A 17775-nucleotide genomic window follows, 5' to 3' on the forward strand; every position below is an offset into this window, starting at 1 on the left:
CACCCGGCTAGCGGGCCAGGGCCCGTGCGCTGTGCTCGCGGATCAGGCCGCCGATGCCGTCGAGGTTCGCGTCGAGGTAGAAGTGGCCACCGGGGAACGTGGTCGCGGTGAAGTCGCCGGTGGTGTGCGTGCCCCAGGCCTGGATGTCGGCGAGCTGCGCGTCGGCGTCGTCCGCGCCGGCCAGCGCGACGATCGGGCTGGCCACGGTGGTCTCCGGGGCACACGTGTAGGTCTCGATGGCGCGGTAGTCGTTGCGCGTGATCGAGAGGATGAGCTGACGGAACTCGGGATCGGCGAGCAGCGCCGGTGGGGTGCCGCCGAACTCGAGCAGCTGCGCGGCCAGTTCCCGATCGCCCAGCAGATGCACGGTTCCCGGCTGCGGGGCCGACGGGGCGCGACGGCCGGAGGCGAACAGCACGCGCGCCGTCGAGCCCGCCTGCTCCAGCCGCCGGCAGGTCTCGAAGGCGACCACCGAGCCCATGCTGTGGCCGAAGGCGAAGAAGTTCTCGTCGCCGTCGAGCGCCTCGATCAGCTCGGGCAGCAGCCCGTCGACGAGGCCGGAGATGCTGTCCACCAGCGGTTCCTGCCGCCGGTCCTGCCGCCCGGGGTACTGCACGGCGAGCACGTCGAAGTCGGCGCCGATCGACTTGGCCAGCGGCCCGTACGCGAGGGCCGAACCGCCTGCGTGCGGGAAGCAGACCAGCTTCCGGGATTCCGCGCCGGGGGCGGGGGAAAGGCGACGTAGCCAGCGAGTACCCATAGGGCGGAGGGCCTTTCGAGAGAACTGAAGTACGAGCTCCTCGAATGTACCCGGGGGTTCCGCGATCACGCCTGTCGGCGAAGGCGGGCGCACGCCGCGCGGCCACCCGACGCACGGGTGGCCGCGCGGGCTCAGGCGTCGAGGTCGCTGGCGACCAGTTCGGTGATCTTGTCCAGGGTCGGCTGGTCGTCGCTGGTGATCACCACTTCGGCGCCCTGACCGGCGCCGAGGGTCATGATCATCAGCGCCGAGCCCGCGTCGACCGGGTCGCCGCCGACCAGCGCGATGGTGACCGGAACCCCGGCCGCGCCGACCGCCTCGGCGATCAGGGCGGCGGGACGGGCGTGCAGGCCGACCGAGGAGCCGACGGTGACGGTGGTGCTGGCCATGGGATATCTCCTTGTGTGTGAACGGGTTACGCGGTCGTTAGGACGGGGGACGCGGACTGCGTGCGGGTGAACTCCTTGGCGAGGGTGACGCTCAGCGCGGCGACCACGGTGCCCGCCAGCAGCGCCAGCACGAACCAGCCGAGGTGGCCGATCGCGAAGAACACGAAGATGCCGCCGTGCGGTGCGCTCAGCGTCACGCCGGTGGCCATCACCAGGCCGCCGGTGACCGCGCCGCCGAGCATCATCGAGGGCAGCACGCGCAGCGGGTCGGCCGCGGCGAACGGGATCGCGCCCTCGGAGATGAACGAGGCGCCCAGCAGCCAGGCGGCCTTGCCGTTCTCCCGCTCGGCCTCGGTGTAGAGGCGCGGGCGCACGGTGGTCGAGAGCGCCATCGCCAGCGGCGGCACCATGCCCGCGGCCATCACCGCGGCCATGATCCGCAGCGTCGCGGGATCGGTCACCGACAGGCCGGCCGCGGCGAAGGAGTACGCGGCCTTGTTGACGGGCCCGCCCAGGTCGAAGCACATCATCACGCCCAGGATGACACCGAGCGCGACCGCCGAGGTGCCGGACAGGCCGTTGAGCCAGTCGGTGAGTCCGCTGGTCACGGCCGCGAGCGGCTTGCCGAGCAGCACGAACATGGCCACGCCGACGATCAGCGAGGCGAGCAGCGGAATCACGACCACCGGCATCAGGCCGCGTGCCCACGTCGGCACCGGCAGCCTGCCGACCCACAGCGCCGCGAACCCGGCGACCAGCCCGCCGACCAGACCGCCCAGAAATCCCGCCCCGACGAACACCGCGATGGCGCCCGCCGTGAAACCCGGTGCGAGACCGGGCCGGTCGGCGATCGCGAAGGCGATGTACCCGGCCAGCGCGGGCACCAGGAACCCGAACGCCAGCGCGCCGATCTGGAACAGGACCGCGCCGAAGTAGGTGCCGAGGCCACCGTCGGGCAGGTCGGTGATCGAGTTGTTCAGCACGATGTCCTTCGCGCTGTCGGAGATCTCATACCCGCCGAGCAGGAAGCTCAGCGCGATCAGCAGACCGCCCGCCGCGACGAACGGGATCATGTAGCTGACCCCGGTGAGCAGGATCTGCCGCAGCCGGGTGCCCCAGCCGATCCCCTTGGCCGCTGAGGCCGCCGGTGCCGGTGCCGTGCCGCCCACCGTCGCCGCACCCGGGGCCGCGCTCGCCGCGACGGCCTCCGCGATCATCGTGTCCGGCTCGTTGATGGCTCTCTTGACGCCCGACTCGACGACCGGCTTGCCCGCGAACCTGCCCCGATCCTTCACCCCCACATCGGTCGCGAAGATGACCGCGTCGGCCGCTGCGATCGTGGCGGGGTCCAACTTGTCGCCGCCACTCGAGCCCTGGGTCTCGACGGCCACGTCGACCCCGGCGCGCTCACCGGCGGCGACAAGAGAGTCGGCGGCCATATAGGTGTGCGCGATGCCGGTCGGACAGGCGGTCACCGCGACGATCCGCAGCCGTCGTCCTCCGGTCACGCTTCCGACGGAAGTCTCTGCGGCACTGCCTGTTCCGACAGTTGTAGCTGTTTCTGCCTGCGCCACACCTCCGGCTACGGAGCTCGGAGCGCTCGACCCACCGCGCGCATCGGCGTCTGCTCCGGATTCACCAGCGGCTGCGGTGTCGGTTGTTGCTGTGCCCTCGGCGGCTCCGGCGTAACCGCTTCCCGCGTCGGCGCTCTTCGCTGCGGAGTCAGCGGCTGTTGCGTTGCCACCGGGCGCGACACCGGCTGTGGCCGCTGGGCGTTGCTGTCCTGCGGCGGGCGGTGGGTTGATGACGCCGTCGACCAGGGCGACGACGTCGGCGGGTGTCGCGGCCGATCGCAGGTCGGCGACGAAGGCCGGGCGGACGAGCGCGCGGGCCAGGGACGACAGCAGTTTCATGTGTTCGGCGCCCGCTCCTTCGGGGGCGGCGATCAGGAACACCAGGTCGGCGGGGCCGTCGGGGGCACCGAAGTCGACGCCGGGGGAGAGGCGGGCGAAGGCGAGGGACGCGCTGGTGACGGCCGCCGATCGGCAGTGCGGGATGGCGATGCCGCCGGGGAGTCCGGTGGCCGACTGCGCTTCCCGGTCCAGCGCCGCCCGGCGCACGGCAGCGGCGTCACTCGCGCGGCCCGCCGCGGCGAGCTCGCCAGCGAGCGCGGTGATCACCGCGTCCTTGTCGGCGCCGAGCTCGGCGTCGAGCGTGATCAGGTCGGTGGTGATGATCGAATCGGCCATCGTGGTGTCTTTCGCGAGTGGGGGTGGATCGGGTCAGCTGGTCGGCAGGGGGTGGGCGGTGACGGCGTCGAGCGCGATGTCGGCCGGGCCGGGCAGTTCGGTGCCCGGCAGCGCGGTGGCCGCACTGCCGTAGGCGACGGCGGCGCGCAGCCGGTCGGCCGGGTCCGCGCCGGCCAGGTCGGCGAGCAGATAGCCCGCCAGGGCGGAGTCGCCCGCGCCGACGGTGCTGCGCGGCACGATCGGCGGGGCAGCGGCGAACCAGGCGTCCTCGGCGGTGATCAGCACCGCCCCGGCCGCGCCGAGGGTCGCCAGCACCGCGCCGACCCCGCGATCGATCAGGCGGGCAGCGGCAGCGGCGGCGGCCGCCGGGTCGTCGAGATCGACGGGATCGAGCCCGGTCAGCTGGGCGAGCTCGTCGGAGTTCGGCTTGATGAGATCGGGTGCGGCGCCCACTGATTCGGCGAACAGGGCCAGCAGCGGCGCGTCGGAGGTGTCGACCGCGATCCGGGTGCGGGCCGCCCCGTTCGCCGACGCGCCCAGCGTGGTGACGAGTTCCGCGTACCAGTCGACCGGCACCCCGGGCGGCAGCGAACCGGACAGCACGATCCACGCCGCCTCAGCGGCCAGCTCGACCAGCACCGACGTCAGCTCGGCCAGCTCGCGATCGGTCAGTGGTCGGCCGGGTGCGTTGATCTTGGTGGTGGTGCCGTCGGTTTCGGCGATCGTCAGATTCACCCGCGGCTCGCCCGGCACCGGCACCGCGCGGAAACCGATTCCCGCCGTGCGCAATCCGTGCACCACCGGATCGTCCTCGGCGCCGGGCAGCACGGCCACCACCGGCGCGCCACCGGCGGCGACCACCCGCGCGACATTGACGCCCTTCCCACCGGGCTGCGCGGTGACCCCGGCGGCCCGATGCACCTGTCCGCGCCGCAACGGCTCGGTGAGTGTGACCGTCCGGTCCACACTCGGGTTCGCGGTCAGGGTGACGATCATGCGAGCACCACCTCGATACCCGCCGCGACCAGGTCCGCGTGCGCGGTGGCCGGGATCTCGGTATCGGTGACCAGTACGTCGATGTCGTCGGTGCCGCCGAAGCGCACGAAGTCCTCCCGGCCGACCTTGCCCGCGCCGGCGACCACCACGACCCGGTCGGCGGCGGCGATCATCGCGCGCTTCACCGCGGCCTCCTCGGGGTCGGGCGTGGACAGCCCGTGCCGGACGGTGAGCGCGTTGGTGCCGACGAAGGCGACATCAATCCGCAGCTCACCGAGCAGGCGCAGCGTCTCGGCGCCGACGGCCGCCTGGGTGACCCCGCGCACCCGCCCACCGAGCAGATGCACCCGCACCCCGGCGAAGCCGGTGAGCCGGGTGGCGATCGGCAGCGAGTTGGTGACCGCGACGAGGTCGAGATCGGTGGGCAGCTCGGCGGCCACCCTGGCCGTCGTCGTGCCGGCGTCGAACAGCACGCTGCCGCCGGACGCGGGCAGGAAGCGCTGGGCCAGCACGGCGATGCGGTCCTTCTCGGCGGCGCGGGTGCTGTCGCGTTCGGCGGTGCCCAGCTCGATGGTGGTCAGCGCGCCCGCGCCGACCGCGCCGCCATGCACGCGCCGGATCAGGCCGAGCCGGTCCAGCACGGCGAGGTCGCGCCGCACGGTCTCGGTGGTGACCCCGTACTGGTCGGCCAGTTCGGCGACGGAGACCCGCCCGCGATGCCCGATCAGGGCCGCGATCGCCTGCTGCCGTTCCTCGGCGTACATGGGTTCCTCCGCTTCGGTGAATGTGTACTCATGTTGTTTTATGCCCGATTGTGTGGCTTTGTCAACTACTTTTAGTGAGGCGAGTCACAATCGTTGCCGCCGTCTATCGCGGGTCACGGCCGGACCGAAGGTGCCCGCGGTCACATCCGCGCGCTGCCCGTGGCGGGTATCACCGTGGAAGGCGTTGCAGGTCAAGCGGTTTCGGAATGGCTGTCACGCCCCGTTTACGTGTCACGTCGAAGATCGACATGTGCGCGGGTGACGCTGACCCGCATGTGGCGAATCGCAGTGCGACCCCGTGTCACGGCCCTGGCCTGCGAGGTGTGCGGGCGGCTGCCGCACCCGCGCCGCACCCGGCTGGCGCTGGCCAAATTGGCGGCGGTGTTCCCGGTGGAGCTGGCGCTGCACGCGCTGGTGATCCACCTGCACCCGCCCTACCTGCTCACCGTCGCCCTGCTGACGATCACCACCACGATCCTGGTCATCTGGGTGGTCGAACCGGGCGCGATGCGCATGCTGGGCGGCTGGCTGCACGGCCCGGAACTCCGGCACCGGGACCGGATCGACGAGGCGCAGGCATTGTGGCGGATCCGGGTCAGGCTGGCGGATCGGCCGGGCGCGCTGGAGACGCTGGCCAAACACCTGGCCCATCGCGAGGCCAACATCCTGACCGTGCACGTGCATCAGCTCGAGGACGCGGTGCTCGACGAACTCGTCGTCGCCGCGCCCGAGGGGGTCACCGTGCACAGCCTCACCTCGGCGGTGGTGCAGGCGGGTGGTTCGGGCGTGCGGGTCTGGCCCGCCACGGTGCTGTCGCTGATCGACGGCCAGACCAAGGCGCTGGCCATCGCGGCCCGCATAGTGGGCGATCCGGACGAATTACCCTTGGCTGTCGCCGAATTGCTCGGTGCGCGCTATCTCGCGCCGGGCACGCCCGACGCGGGCGATGCGGGTGCGGGCACCGTGCTCGAACTCGAACGCGACGACGGTCGCTGGGGCTTCGTGCGTCCCGACGAACCGTTCACGCCCGCCGAGATCGCGCGTGCGCACCGGCTGGCGGACCTGGCCGCGCTCACCGCGCGCCTGCGGTGATCAGTCGAAGCCGAGATCGGCGGTGAGGGGATCGCGTAAAGCACCCTCGGCAGCCCGTAGTCGGTCGGTGACCGAGGTGAGCAGGTCCATCGAGTCCTGGGAGAGTCCACAGGCGAGGAGGGTCAGGTAGCGGATGGCACCGTTGGTGATGCGCTGAGCGAGGAGAACGTCCGGGTCGGCGGGTGCGGCCGAGTGTTCGACGAGGGTCACGACAGGGGCACTCACAATCTCGGAACGTGCTGCTGGGTACGCTGCTGTCTACTTACGAGTATGACGCACCTTACATCCCCCCTGGGGTCTGTGAACCACGGCTCGCATGCGAAAGTTCAGCGATGAGTCAGTTCGCCGACTATCAGAACGAGATCTACCTGGCCGCGCTCGGTGGGAACCTGCCCGAATTTCCCATGGACTACGCGACGCTCGAGCGCAAGGCGACCGCCGCGTTGCCGGATACCCTGCTGAACTACATCGCCGGTGGCGCGGGCGACGAGCTCACCCAGCGCCGCAATGCCGAGGCCTTCGCGGACTGGGGCCTGGTGCCCCGGATGCTGGTCGGGGCGACCGAGCGCGACCTCACCGTCACCGCCTTCGGGCACACCTTCGCCAGTCCGCTGTTCCTGGCGCCGGTCGGTGTGATCGGGCTGGTCGGAGAGAACGGCCACGGTGACATCGCGGTGGCGCAGGCGTCGGCGAAAACCGGTGTGCCCGCGATGTTCTCGACCCTGATGGAGGACCCGCTCGAGGACGTGCGGCCGCACGCGGGCGACACACCGTCGTTCTTCCAGCTGTACACGCCGAAGAACCGGGAGCTGGCCGAGAGCCTGGTGCGTCGCGCCGAGGCCGCCGGGTACGCGGGCATCACCGTCACCCTCGACACCTGGGTGCCCGGCTGGCGGCCGCGCGACCTGTCCAGCGGCAACTTCCCGCAGCTGCGCGGGCACGTGCTGAAGAACTACACCAGCGACCCGGTGTTCCAGGCGATGGTCGGCTCCGACGACCCGAAGCTGATTGTCCTGCACTGGATCGCGACCTTCGGCAATTCCCTGACCTGGGACGACCTGACCTGGCTGCGCTCGCTGACCGAGCTGCCGATCATCCTCAAGGGCATCTCGCACCCCGAGGACGCGCGCAAGGCGATCGACTTCGGCGCCGACGGCATCTACTGCTCCAATCATGGTGGGCGCCAGGCCAACGGCGGGCTCAGCGCGCTGGAGACGCTGCCCGGCGTCGTCGCGGCGTGCGAGGACCGGGTGCCGGTGCTGTTCGACTCCGGCGTGCGTTCCGGCGCCGACGTGGTCAAGGCGCTCGGCCTCGGCGCGACCATGGTCGGGCTCGGCAGGCCGTACGTGTACGGGCTGGCGCTGGGCGGGGTCCGCGGGCTGGTGCACCTGCTGCGCAGCTACGCGGCCGAGGCGGATCTGCTGATGGCGGTCAACGGGTATCCCGATGTCGCCGCGGTGCGCGCGAACATCCGCCCGACGACCGCGGGCAACGCCGCGCGCGGCTGATCGCGGACGGTCCGGAAGCCCGTCATCGGACGGGTTTTCGGACCGCGACGGTGGGCTCGCCCGGAACATGTCGGTGGCGTGCGGCATCATCTCCAGCACACCACGCTGTAGAACGCACCAACCTTCCGGAGTCCACGATGTCCTCGCCGAGCACCAAGTCCGCATCCCGCCGATCCGCCCCGCAGGTACTGTCCGAGGCCGAGCTCGCGCGCATCGCGGGTGAGCTGGCCGACGGGAAACCGCCGATGGTGTGGTTCACCGCCGCCGCCGTCGGTGTCGCGGAGGGCAAGTCGGGCAAGGTCGTCGCCCTCGGCGACCCGGCCGACGGCGACTTCCTGCAGGTGAAGCCCACCGGTTCCAAAGATGTGCTGTCGTTCGGACCGAGCGAGGTGACGCTGACCAAGCCGGCCCGCGCGACTACCGTAGCGCCGGGCGGATCCTCGCGGACCCGCCCGGAGAGTGTCCCCGAGCCGAGCAATCGAAAGGACCACACTGTGACCCAGCCGTCGACCCTGCCGAGCGCCGCACCGACGCCGCCCGCTCCTCGGTCGCTCGCGCCCGTCCCCGACGAGTCCGCCGCGCCCAAGCCGGCGACACCGCGTCCGGCGGCGGCGAAGACCCCGGCCGCGCGCAAGCCCAAGGCGCCCGAGGTGACCGTCACCCTCACCGGCTCCGCCGACGGCGAGTGGACCGTCGACGTGGTCAACGGCAAGAAGCGCAGCGTGAAGGGGCTGGCGGTGAGCAGTGGCGCCGTCGCCCAGGCCGCCAAGATCCTGCACCCGGAGGTCGAGGAAGTCGTGGCGGGCATCCTGGAGGCCGCGCGCGGCGCGCAGCAGGCCAAGGTCGCCCAGCTGCAGGCCGAACTGGAGGCGGCCAAAAGGCTCCTCGCCGAACTAGGAGACTGAGCATCGCCCCCGCCCGCACAGCTCTATACCGCTGTGCTGGTGGGGTTTCCGGTACTGCGCAGGACCCGGGGCCCGGTGCTCTGGCGCAGGCCGTCGTGGAAGGCGAGGCCGAGGCGGTACTCCTTGGCGTGGTACATGGCGGCGTCCGCGGCGCGGATGAGGTCGTAGACCGTGGAGTCGGTCGGCCGGGTGCTCACGCAGGCGACGCCGATACTGGCGGTGATGGGGATCTCGCCGCAGCTCAGGTCGAACGGGCGGACGAACGCGCCGAGCAACTGCTGGGCGAGCACGGCCGCCTCGGCCCGCCCACGGGCGGCGAGCACGACGAACTCGTCGCCGCCGTAGCGGGCCGCCACATCGCTGCGCCGGGCCGTGCGGCGGATGCGGGCGGCGGCCTCGGCGATCAGCTCGTCGCCGACCGCGTGCCCGTAGCTGTCGTTGACCATCTTGAAGCCGTCGAGGTCGATGAACAACAGGCACAACGGTTTTCCGGCCCACTCCCGGCGGTGCCGGTGCGGTGCCCGCAGCAGCGCGGCCCGGTTGAACAGCCCGGTGAGCAGATCGTGGTCGGCCTGGTACTGGGCGCGGCGCTCGCTGCGCAGGCTGCGGGCGATCGCGCGTTCACTGCGCACCAGCACCCCGACCAGCAGGGAGGTGAGCAGCAGGCAGATCACCACCCGGTCACCCGGACCGAGATCGGCGCCGACCACGCTCACCAGCGACGCGGCGACCAGGGCCACCGCGATCACCCCGGCGCGCCTGCGGGACCGGTGCGGGTGCGCGTCGTCGGCCACGTGGGTCACGCCCATGGTCGGGTGCAGCGCGGCCAGCCCGGCCAGCAGGTACGCCCACTGCTGGGGCACCAGCGCGAACCCGCTGTCGACCAGGACCGTGCCCGCGGCGGTGAGACTTTCCAGCAGGCCGCCGACGAGGACCGCGATCAGCGCCGCCTGTAGGAGCCGCAGCGCGGTCTCGCTGCGGACCACGGTGGCCAGCGAATGCGCGAGCACGGTGAGCAGCAGCGCGTCGATCACCGGAAAGCTCGCGGCCAGCACGGTGTCGAAACCGTTGGGGTCGGCCAGGATCGGGGAGATCAGGAACGTCCACGAGGCCAGCAGCGCGCTGAGCCCGATCAGCATCGAGTCCAGCCACAGATCCCGGGCGCCCGCGACCCGGCGCGGTTGCAGCCAGCCCACCGCCGCCAGGCCGAGGCACAGGTAGGCGGCGGCGGTACACAGATCGTCGATCGGATGCCACGTATCGTGCAGACCGAGTTCGCGTATCGCGGTGCCCGAGGCGAACAGCGGGACGGACGCGGCCAGCAGATACCAGGGCACCCGGTGCGCGGGCCGGTGGCTGTACAGGCCGACGCCGATCATGGCCAGACTGCCCGCGACGATCACGACCAGCAGCAGGAACGACAGCGACCGCGGGCCGAGCAGCGGTGCGAGCAGCGCGGCCCCCGCCGCGCCGAGCACGAGCGCGTACCAGCGTGGGCTCCGCTGGCGTGTCTCGCTGATGGTCATCGGCCCCCCTCGATCCTGCTGCGCACGCGACGAGCGCCGATCGAACGTGAGAGACGCTCAAAACCTTTACAACTCAGTCGATCATGACACGTCCGGTCCCCGGTTGTCGTGCCCTTGACGGCATTGCCGGATACCGATTCGGTACCCGATGTCCGGCGCCGCGCCGGCGCGGTGTGTGGTGGGATCGCCGCAGCGTCGACGAGTACGGAGGAGCCGAAGGATGGACAGGTGGATCGCCCCGGGCCGGGTCAACCTCATCGGTGAGCACACCGACTACAACGACGGGTTCGTGCTGCCCATCGCCCTGTCGCTCGGCGTCGTCTGCGCGGCCGGGCCCACCGCCGACGGCCGGGTCCGGCTCACCTCGGCGCAGCGCCCCGGCGAGGTCGTCGCGGTCGCCGTGGACGAGCTTGCCGCGCAGCGTGATCGGGTGCCCGGCTGGGCGCGGTATCCGCTCGGCGTCGTGGTCGAGTTCGCGCGCCGTGGGCATCCGATCGCGGGGGTGCGCCTCGACGTCGACGGCGCCGTGCCGATCGGGGCGGGCCTGTCGTCCTCGGCGGCGCTGTGCTGCGCGGTGACGGTGGCGCTGCGGGATCTGTTCGCGCCGGGTCTCACCGATCGCGCCGTGATCGAGATCGCCCGCGCGGCGGAGAACGAGTTCGCCGGGGTGCCGACCGGGGTGCTCGACCAGTCCGCCGCCATCCTGTGCACGGCGGGTCACGCGCTGTTCCTCGACGTCCGCGCCTACACCGCGCCCGACGGCCCGGAACCGGATGCGGTGGAACAGATTCCGTTCGATCTCGCGGCCGCGGACCTGGCCCTGCTCGTCGCCGACACCGGCCACCCGCACGACCTCGCCGACGGCGCGTACGCCGAACGCCGGGCGCAGTGCGAGGCGGCCGCCGCCGCGCTGGGGGTGCCCGCCCTGCGCGATGCCACCACCGCCGCGCTGTCCGGGCTCGCCGATCCGGTGCTGCGGCGCCGGGCGACCCATGTGGTCACCGAGAACGCGCGCGTGCTCGCCGTCGTCGACCGGCTGCGCTCCGGTGCCGACCCCAGGGCCATCGGTGCGCTGCTCACCGCCTCGCACCGGTCGCTGCGCGACGATTTCGCGGTGTCCGCGCCCGCCCTCGATCTCGCGGTCGACGCCGCGCTGGCGGCGGGCGCGCACGGCGCGCGCCTGGTCGGCGGCGGTTTCGGCGGCAGCGTGCTGGCGCTGGTCGACCGCGCGGCGACCGACCGGGTCACCGCGCGAATCGAATCGGATTTCGCCGCGGCGGATCTCGCCGCACCGCGCATCTTCACCGTCGAACCGGCCGCCGGGGCACACAGACTGGACTGAACAAAAGTTCACTCATCGGCGAATCGGCGGGTGACGTGGCGCGCGAGCGCGCACAGTGGATCCATCCGAGAATGTTCGGCGGGCGACGCAGCCCGCGCCGTCGTCATCGACGCCCGTGCGCCGCCCGGCTCCAGGCCAGGAGGGACACGCTGTGCCACTTGCCGTTTCCACCACCACGCTCGACGCGTCGTCGACCTTGCGGCTCGACGCCGCGCCCGTCGACTACGCGCTCGTCGCCCTGTATTTCGTCTTCGTGCTCGGCATCGGGTTGATCGCCCGGCGCCGGGTGTCCTCCAGCGTCGACTTCTTCCTCTCCGGCCGCTCCCTGCCCGCCTGGGTCACCGGGCTGGCGTTCATCTCCGCCAACCTCGGCGCGGTGGAGATCATGGGGATGTCGGCCAACGGCGCCCAATACGGCTTCCCGACGTTCAACTACTTCTGGATCGGCGCCGTGCCCGCCATGCTGTTCCTCGGCGTGGTGATGATGCCGTTCTACTACGGCTCCAAGGTCCGGTCGGTGCCGGAGTTCATGCGCAGGCGCTTCGGCACCGGCGCGCACCTGGTCAACGCGCTGAGCTTCGCGCTGGCCCAGGTGCTGATCGCCGGGGTGAACCTGTATCTGCTCGGCACCATCGTCAACGTGCTGCTGGGCTGGCCGCTGTGGATCTCGGTGATCGTGGCGGCGGCGATCGTGCTGTCCTATGTCACCTTGGGCGGGCTCTCGGCCGCGATCTACAACGAGGTGCTGCAGTTCTTCGTGATCGTGGCGGCCCTGCTGCCGCTCACCCTGGTCGGCCTGCACCGGGTCGGCGGCTGGGAAGGCCTGCAGGACAGGGTGACCGCCTCGCCGGGCGGGGCCGATCAGCTGAGCACCTGGCCGGGCAACGCGATGAGCGGGTTCACCGACAACTTCGCCTCGATCATGGGCATCGTGTTCGGCCTCGGCTTCGTGCTCTCCTTCGGCTATTGGACGACGAACTTCGTCGAGGTGCAGCGAGCGCTGGCCACCCACTCGATCTCGGCCGCGCAGCGCACGCCCATCATCGGCGCCTACCCGAAGATGTTCATCCCGTTGATCGTGGTCATCCCCGGCATGATCAGCGCGGTGCTGGTGCCGCAGATGATCGAGTACAAGCAGCAGGTCACCGCGAATCCCGACTACGAGAGCGACGTCACCTACAACCAGGCGCTGCTGTTCCTGATGAAGGAGGTCCTGCCGAACGGGCTGCTCGGGGTGGGCCTGGCCGGTCTGCTCGCGGCGTTCATGGCGGGCATGGCGGCCAACGTCTCCGCGTTCAACACCGTGTTCAGCTTCGATCTGTGGCAACAGTACGTCCGTAAGGGCAGGCCCGACGGCTACTACCTGCGGATCGGCAGGCTGGCGACGGTCGGCGCGACGATCGCGGCGATCTTCACCGCGTTCATCGCGGGCGGGTTCAGCAACATGATGGACTACCTGCAGACGCTGTTCAGCTTCTTCAACGCGCCGCTGTTCGCGACCTTCATCCTCGGCATGCTGTGGAAACGGATGACACCGACCGCGGGCTGGGTCGGCCTGGTCAGCGGCACGCTGGCCGCGGTGTTCGTGTTCGTGCTCAACGAGACCGGGGTGACGAGCCTGTCCGGGCAGGGCACGAGCTTCGTCGCGGCGGGCGTCGCCTTCGTCGTCGACATCGCCGTCAGCGTGGCGGTCACCCTGGTCACCCGGCCCAAGCCGGCCGCGGAACTGGTCGGCCTGGTCTACTCCGAGACCCCGAAGGCGCTGCGCACCGATCCCGACGCGGACTCGCTGCCCTGGTACCAGCGCCCGGTGCTGCTCGCGGGGATCGCGCTCGTGCTGGTGATCGCGCTCAACATCATCGTCGGATAGGGAGACAGGGCCATGCTTTTCGATATCCGCACCATCATCGGCGCGCTGCTCGGCTGCTACGGCGTCGTCCTGGTGATCACCTCGCTGGTGCAGGACCCCGCCGCCCAGGAGGCCAAGACCGGGGGCATCGACGTGAATCTGTGGGCGGGCCTCGGCATGCTCGGGGTCACGGTCGTGTTCGTCGGCTGGGCGTTCCTGCGTCCGGTCCAGGTGCCCGAGACGCCCGAATTGACCCTGGAGGATTTCACCCCCGACCGCTAGCTCGCCGAATCCGCCGCATATTGGACAATCGACCAGTAGAGTCCGGGCTGCTGACTTCACAGCCGCTCGAGCACCCGGGGAGATTCTGCCGATATGAGACGCACGCGCATCCTGTGCACGATTCTGTCGACGATCGCGCTCGTGTTCGGCGGGGGCGGCCTGGTGGCCGCGGCGCCCAGCGGCTCCGGCACCGGCAGCGCGGCGGCCGCCCCGGCGCGGGTGCCCGCGCTCGGCGCCGACTTCCAGTGGGGCGTCTCCATGTCCGGGTTCCAGTCCGAAGGCCATGCGCCGGACAGCAACTGGAGCCGGTACGCAGCCTCCGGGGAGGCGCGCGACCGGTACGGGAACTCGGTCGACTTCTACACCCGCTACGCCGAGGACATCGACCTCGCGGCCGGGCTGGGAGTAGGGGTCTTCCGGCTCAGCATCGAGTGGGCGCGGGTGCAGCCGCGCGCGGGGACCTGGGACGACAACGACTTCCGGTTCTACGACGCGGTCCTGGCGAAGATCCGGGCGGCCGGGATGCGGCCCATGCTCACCCTCGATCACTGGGTGATCCCGGGCTGGGCGGCGGACAAGGGCGGCTGGAAGAACCAGGGGATGGTCGCCGACTGGCTGGCCAATATGCGCCGCGTGGTCGATCGATACGCGGGGTTCGATCCGCTGTGGGTGACGATCAACGAACCGATGGGATACGTGGCGCAGTCGATCAAGATCGGCGACATCGGGCCGCTCGACGCGCTGCCGATGTTCGACCGGCTGGTGCGGGCGCACCGGGAGATCTACGACCACATCCACCAGCGCCAGCCGGGCGCGCGGGTGACCAGCAATGTGGCGCAGTATCCGATCGTGCAGAACCTGACCGACCTGCTGTTCGTCGACCGGGTCCGGGACAAGCTCGACTACCTCGGGATCGACTTCTATTACGGTGTCTCGCTCCAGCATCCGCCGACCACCGCGCTGCTCGGCGACGAGCTGTGGAAGAACGCGATCGAGCCCGAGGGCATCTACTACGACCTGCGCACCTACGCCGAGAAGTTCCCCGGCCTGCCGATCTACGTGGTGGAGAACGGGTTGCCGACCGAGAACGGCGCGCCGCGCCACGACGGCTACACCCGCGCCGACCATCTGCGCGACACCGTGTACTGGATCCAGCGCGCCGAGCTCGACGGTATCGACGTCATCGGCTACAACTACTGGAGCCTCACCGACAACTACGAGTGGGGCAGCTACGCACCGCGTTTCGGCCTGTACACGGTGGACGCGACCACCGATCCGAGCCTGACCCGACGGCCCACCGACGCGGTGGCGGCCCTGCGGGCCGTCACGGCGGCGAACGGCGTCCCGGCGGACTACCGCCCGACGCGCAAGCCCGCGCTGTGCTCGATCGTCACTCCGCTGCAGAGCTGCCTGCGCCCGGTCGCCGTGCCGTGAGCCTCACGCCTGCTCGGCTCCCGGAACACCTTCCTGGACAACGAAACTCGCCCGGGTGGTGATCGGCGCACCCGGGCGGGTGACATACGGGAGCACCCGGAAGTCGGTGCGCCACACCCGATGATCGAGGTCGACCCGGGTGTAACCACGCTGCCGGTTGTAGAACTTCATGTCCGGATTGGCGGCGAGCAGCGCCCGGCCCCCGTCGGTGAGGTCGGCGCCGTCACCGCCGGTGGTGATCGAGGTGCCGGTGAATTCGGTGGCCACCACCGGTGATTCGGGATCGGCGTAGTCCCCGCGCAGATCGGCGACGTAGTTCTCGTGGCGATCGCCGGTGATCACGACGAGATTGCCCGCCGCGCGCGCGGACGCCGCGCCGAGCACCGTATTGCGATCGGCGATATAGCCGTCCCAGGCGTCGGTGCCGAGCAGCAGCTCCGGTCCCGGGTCGTAGTCGGATTGCGCCATCGCGACCTGATTGCCCAGCACCTGCCAGCGCGTCGGCGAGCTGGACAGGCCGTCGACGAGCCAATCCCGTTGCGCCGCGCCGAGGATCGTGCGGTCGGTGGCGAAGCGTTCCGCGCAGCCGGTGACCGCGGTGCCGTCGCCGCAGGCCTGCGGGTCGCGGTACTGCCTGGTGTCGATCATGGTGAACTCGGCCAGATCGCCGAAGCGGTACCGCCGGTGCAAGTGCACGGTCGGTCCGGCGGGCAGCTGGGCCAGGCGCATCGGCTGGTGCTCGTACATCGCCTGGAACGCGGCGGCCTTGCGGCGCCGGTACAGCGGGGCCAGCCGGTACACATCGAGGCCGAGGCCAGGCTGCGCGCCCGCCCAGTTGTTGTCGAGTTCGTGGTCGTCGAAGGTGACCAGCCAGGGGAACGCCGCGTGCGCACCCTGCAGCGGCAGCTCGGCCTTGGCCTGCGCGTACTTGAGCCGATACCCCGTCAGGTTCACCGCCTCACCCTCGAGCTGGGGCAGCAGGGTCGCGCCGCGCCGGGCGACCACCCAGGACGACTCGTAGATGTAGTCGCCCAGATGCACGACCAGGTCCAGGTCCTCCTCGCGCAGATGCTCGTAGGCGGTGTAGTACCCGGAGCTCCAGGACTGGCACGAGGCGAAGGCGAAGCGCATCCGGTTGGTCGGAGCGCCCACCGCCGGTGCGGTGCGGGTACGGCCGACGGGCGAGATCGCCGATCCGGCCCGGAAGCGGTAGTAGTACCACCGATCCGGCGCCAGCCCGGCGATCTCGGGATGCACGCTGTGGCCGAGCTCGCGGCTCGCCACGGCGGCACCCCTGGTCACCACCCTGGTGAACCGCTCGTCCTCGGCGACCTCGTAGTCGACGGTCACCGGGTCGACCGGCATTCCGCCGTAGCCGTCGGGCGCCAGGGGATCGGGCGCGAGCCGGGTCCACAGCACCACGCCGTCGGCGGTGGGCTCCCCGGAGGCGACGCCGAGCGAGAACGGTTCGCCGAGCGTGCGCGGCGCGGCGAAGCGGGCGCTGCTCACCGCCGACACGCCCACCGCGGCCGCGACCGAGCCGGCCACGCCGAAGCGCAGGAGTTGCCGACGGGACAGCGTCATCGCCTGTCGTCCTTTCACCGCCACCGAATGCCGAGTTCACCTCGATTCTGTCCGTTTCCCCGCCGGCGCGCGACGGGGGGTGTGGATCGACGGGCCTACCGGCCGCCGCACGCGGTCTGCTCTAACCTCAGCGCATTGCCCGGCCGAAGGAGGCACTCTGCTGTGTTGCATCTACGCGTCATCTCCCCGAGTGAGCGGAGTGGCGAAGTCCTGCGCATCCTGGGCGGGGAACCCGGTGCGACCCATGTGACGCTCGGACTCGCCGCCGCCGTCGACCCGCCCGGCGATGTGATCCAGGCGGAGGTGGCGCGTGGCTCGCTGAACGATGTGCTCGCCGCGCTGACCGCGCTGGATCTGTCGCGGACGGGCGGCATTTCGTTCGTGCCGTCGGGCACCGTGATCTCCGATGCCAAGGAGCGGGCGGACACCGCGGCCCCGAAGCGGCGCGACCGAACTGTGGTGTGGGCGCAGTTGCTCGACCAGATGCGCGAAGGTGCCCGGCTCACGCCGACGTTCCTGACGTTCTTGGCGATCGCGATTCTGCTGTCCGCGGTGGGCGTGACGACGGCCTCACCGCTGACGCTGGTCGGCGCCATGGTGGTCGGGCCCGAGTTCCTCCCGTTGGCGGCGCTGTCGGTGGGCCTGGTACGCCGGGACACCCGGCTCATCCGCACGTCGGTGCGCACCCTGGCGATCTCGTTTCCGGTCGCGATGGTCGTCACCTGGCTGGCCACGCTGCTGTGGGTGCGCCTCGGGTGGATCGGCGTCGCGAATGTCGAGGATGCCCGCGCCTTCGACTTCATCTATCAGGTCGGGCCGTTCTCGCTGGTGGTGGCGTTGCTGGCCGGTGCCGCGGGCATGCTCGCGGTGGTCAGCTCCACCTCCGCGGTCCTAGTGGGCGTGTTCATTTCGGTGACGACCGTGCCTGCGGCCGGTCTGGCCGTCGTCGCGGCCTTCGCGGGCAAGTGGCACATCGCGCTGGGCTCGCTCGCTCAGCTCAGCGTCAATCTGATGGGCATCGTGCTCGCGGGCGTCGCTGTGCTGCTCTTGTTCCAGCGCGCCGATCGCTAGCTGCGGTGGCTGGTCGGCCGGGGA

Annotated in this window: 16 protein-coding genes; 8 read left to right on the plus strand and 8 right to left on the minus strand. The window is 70.9% G+C overall.

The features are described 5' to 3' along the window. Window positions 1-7: 7 nt before the first annotated feature. The 5 genes from ACFYWJ_RS12595 to ACFYWJ_RS12615 form a co-directional block, all read right to left on the minus strand. Window positions 8-760 carry an alpha/beta fold hydrolase gene (locus ACFYWJ_RS12595; protein WP_355280785.1) on the minus strand — a complete coding sequence of 251 codons (753 nt, stop codon included), beginning with the start codon at window positions 758-760 and terminating at the stop codon, window positions 8-10. 131 nt (window positions 761-891) lie between these two features. Then, window positions 892-1149: an HPr family phosphocarrier protein gene (locus ACFYWJ_RS12600; RefSeq protein ID WP_355280786.1), complete on the minus strand. Its 258-nt coding sequence runs from the start codon at window positions 1147-1149 to the stop codon at window positions 892-894. Between the two features lie 26 nt (window positions 1150-1175). Further along, window positions 1176-3398, minus strand: coding sequence for a fructose-specific PTS transporter subunit EIIC (locus ACFYWJ_RS12605; RefSeq protein WP_355280787.1), 2223 nt, complete (start codon window positions 3396-3398; stop codon window positions 1176-1178). Window positions 3399-3431: 33 nt separating this feature from the next. Continuing rightward, window positions 3432-4394, minus strand: a complete 963-nt coding sequence (locus ACFYWJ_RS12610) for a 1-phosphofructokinase family hexose kinase (RefSeq protein WP_355280789.1) — start codon at window positions 4392-4394, stop codon at window positions 3432-3434. Continuing rightward, window positions 4391-5158 (minus strand): DeoR/GlpR family DNA-binding transcription regulator, encoded by a 768-nt coding sequence (locus ACFYWJ_RS12615; protein ID WP_355280790.1) that lies wholly within the window; start codon window positions 5156-5158, stop codon window positions 4391-4393. The genes ACFYWJ_RS12610 and ACFYWJ_RS12615 overlap by 4 nt, the downstream gene beginning before the upstream one ends. 273 nt (window positions 5159-5431) lie before the next feature. Between ACFYWJ_RS12615 and ACFYWJ_RS12620 the strand changes: the two genes are divergently transcribed. Further along, entirely contained in the window at window positions 5432-6250 is an 819-nt protein-coding gene (locus tag ACFYWJ_RS12620) for an amino acid-binding protein (RefSeq protein WP_355280792.1), read from the plus strand. On the opposite strand, the gene ACFYWJ_RS12625 is transcribed toward ACFYWJ_RS12620, so the two are convergent. Further along, on the minus strand, window positions 6251-6475 hold the full coding sequence (locus ACFYWJ_RS12625) for a hypothetical protein (protein WP_355280793.1): 225 nt from the start codon (window positions 6473-6475) through the stop codon (window positions 6251-6253). Window positions 6476-6582: 107 nt separating this feature from the next. Between ACFYWJ_RS12625 and ACFYWJ_RS12630 the strand changes: the two genes are divergently transcribed. Both ACFYWJ_RS12630 and ACFYWJ_RS12635 read left to right on the plus strand, forming a co-directional pair. Continuing rightward, a complete protein-coding gene (locus ACFYWJ_RS12630; protein ID WP_355280795.1) occupies window positions 6583-7758 on the plus strand; it encodes an alpha-hydroxy-acid oxidizing protein in 1176 nt (391 codons plus the stop codon). A gap of 137 nt (window positions 7759-7895) precedes the next feature. After that, window positions 7896-8663 carry a DUF6319 family protein gene (locus ACFYWJ_RS12635; RefSeq protein ID WP_355280796.1) on the plus strand — a complete coding sequence of 256 codons (768 nt, stop codon included), beginning with the start codon at window positions 7896-7898 and terminating at the stop codon, window positions 8661-8663. A 23-nt stretch (window positions 8664-8686) separates the two neighbouring features. Here the strand turns inward: ACFYWJ_RS12635 and ACFYWJ_RS12640 are convergent, their stop codons facing one another. Further along, complete coding sequence (locus ACFYWJ_RS12640) at window positions 8687-10189, minus strand: GGDEF domain-containing protein (protein ID WP_355280798.1); 1503 nt, start codon at window positions 10187-10189, stop codon at window positions 8687-8689. Between the two features lie 220 nt (window positions 10190-10409). Here ACFYWJ_RS12640 and galK point away from each other — a divergent pair, with 220 nt between their 5' ends. The 4 genes from galK (at window position 10410) to ACFYWJ_RS12660 (ending at window position 15096) form a co-directional block, all read left to right on the plus strand. After that, on the plus strand, window positions 10410-11531 hold the full coding sequence (gene galK / locus ACFYWJ_RS12645) for a galactokinase (protein ID WP_355280799.1): 1122 nt from the start codon (window positions 10410-10412) through the stop codon (window positions 11529-11531). Between the two features lie 151 nt (window positions 11532-11682). Beyond that, a complete protein-coding gene (locus ACFYWJ_RS12650) occupies window positions 11683-13401 on the plus strand; it encodes a sodium:solute symporter family protein (protein WP_355280800.1) in 1719 nt (572 codons plus the stop codon). 12 nt (window positions 13402-13413) lie between these two features. Continuing rightward, on the plus strand, window positions 13414-13662 hold the full coding sequence (locus ACFYWJ_RS12655; RefSeq protein WP_355280801.1) for a hypothetical protein: 249 nt from the start codon (window positions 13414-13416) through the stop codon (window positions 13660-13662). A 93-nt stretch (window positions 13663-13755) separates the two neighbouring features. Beyond that, window positions 13756-15096 carry a family 1 glycosylhydrolase gene (locus ACFYWJ_RS12660; protein ID WP_355280802.1) on the plus strand — a complete coding sequence of 447 codons (1341 nt, stop codon included), beginning with the start codon at window positions 13756-13758 and terminating at the stop codon, window positions 15094-15096. Between the two features lie 3 nt (window positions 15097-15099). Here ACFYWJ_RS12660 and ACFYWJ_RS12665 read toward each other — a convergent pair whose 3' ends face one another. Then, on the minus strand, window positions 15100-16680 hold the full coding sequence (locus ACFYWJ_RS12665) for an alkaline phosphatase D family protein (protein ID WP_355280804.1): 1581 nt from the start codon (window positions 16678-16680) through the stop codon (window positions 15100-15102). 162 nt (window positions 16681-16842) lie between these two features. Between ACFYWJ_RS12665 and ACFYWJ_RS12670 the strand changes: the two genes are divergently transcribed. Next, window positions 16843-17751 (plus strand): DUF389 domain-containing protein, encoded by a 909-nt coding sequence (locus tag ACFYWJ_RS12670; protein ID WP_355280805.1) that lies wholly within the window; start codon window positions 16843-16845, stop codon window positions 17749-17751. Window positions 17752-17775 lie beyond the last annotated feature (24 nt).

Source organism: Nocardia sp. NPDC003269, from assembly GCF_042888005.1.
GTDB lineage: Bacteria > Actinomycetota > Actinomycetes > Mycobacteriales > Mycobacteriaceae > Nocardia.

What these genes read in the sequence shown, in the direction of transcription:
- ACFYWJ_RS12640 (WP_355280798.1), bottom strand. Translation starts at nt 10,189, where the DNA reads ATGACCATCAGCGAGACACGCCAGCGGAGCCCACGCTGGTACGCGCTC.
- ACFYWJ_RS12665 (WP_355280804.1), bottom strand. Translation starts at nt 16,680, where the DNA reads ATGACGCTGTCCCGTCGGCAACTCCTGCGCTTCGGCGTGGCCGGCTCG.
- galK (WP_355280799.1), top strand. Translation starts at nt 10,410, where the DNA reads ATGGACAGGTGGATCGCCCCGGGCCGGGTCAACCTCATCGGTGAGCAC.
- ACFYWJ_RS12600 (WP_355280786.1), bottom strand. Translation starts at nt 1,149, where the DNA reads ATGGCCAGCACCACCGTCACCGTCGGCTCCTCGGTCGGCCTGCACGCC.
- ACFYWJ_RS12635 (WP_355280796.1), top strand. Translation starts at nt 7,896, where the DNA reads ATGTCCTCGCCGAGCACCAAGTCCGCATCCCGCCGATCCGCCCCGCAG.
- ACFYWJ_RS12610 (WP_355280789.1), bottom strand. Translation starts at nt 4,394, where the DNA reads ATGATCGTCACCCTGACCGCGAACCCGAGTGTGGACCGGACGGTCACA.
- ACFYWJ_RS12630 (WP_355280795.1), top strand. Translation starts at nt 6,583, where the DNA reads ATGAGTCAGTTCGCCGACTATCAGAACGAGATCTACCTGGCCGCGCTC.
- ACFYWJ_RS12655 (WP_355280801.1), top strand. Translation starts at nt 13,414, where the DNA reads ATGCTTTTCGATATCCGCACCATCATCGGCGCGCTGCTCGGCTGCTAC.
- ACFYWJ_RS12615 (WP_355280790.1), bottom strand. Translation starts at nt 5,158, where the DNA reads ATGTACGCCGAGGAACGGCAGCAGGCGATCGCGGCCCTGATCGGGCAT.
- ACFYWJ_RS12605 (WP_355280787.1), bottom strand. Translation starts at nt 3,398, where the DNA reads ATGGCCGATTCGATCATCACCACCGACCTGATCACGCTCGACGCCGAG.
- ACFYWJ_RS12595 (WP_355280785.1), bottom strand. Translation starts at nt 760, where the DNA reads ATGGGTACTCGCTGGCTACGTCGCCTTTCCCCCGCCCCCGGCGCGGAA.
- ACFYWJ_RS12660 (WP_355280802.1), top strand. Translation starts at nt 13,756, where the DNA reads ATGAGACGCACGCGCATCCTGTGCACGATTCTGTCGACGATCGCGCTC.
- ACFYWJ_RS12620 (WP_355280792.1), top strand. Translation starts at nt 5,432, where the DNA reads ATGTGGCGAATCGCAGTGCGACCCCGTGTCACGGCCCTGGCCTGCGAG.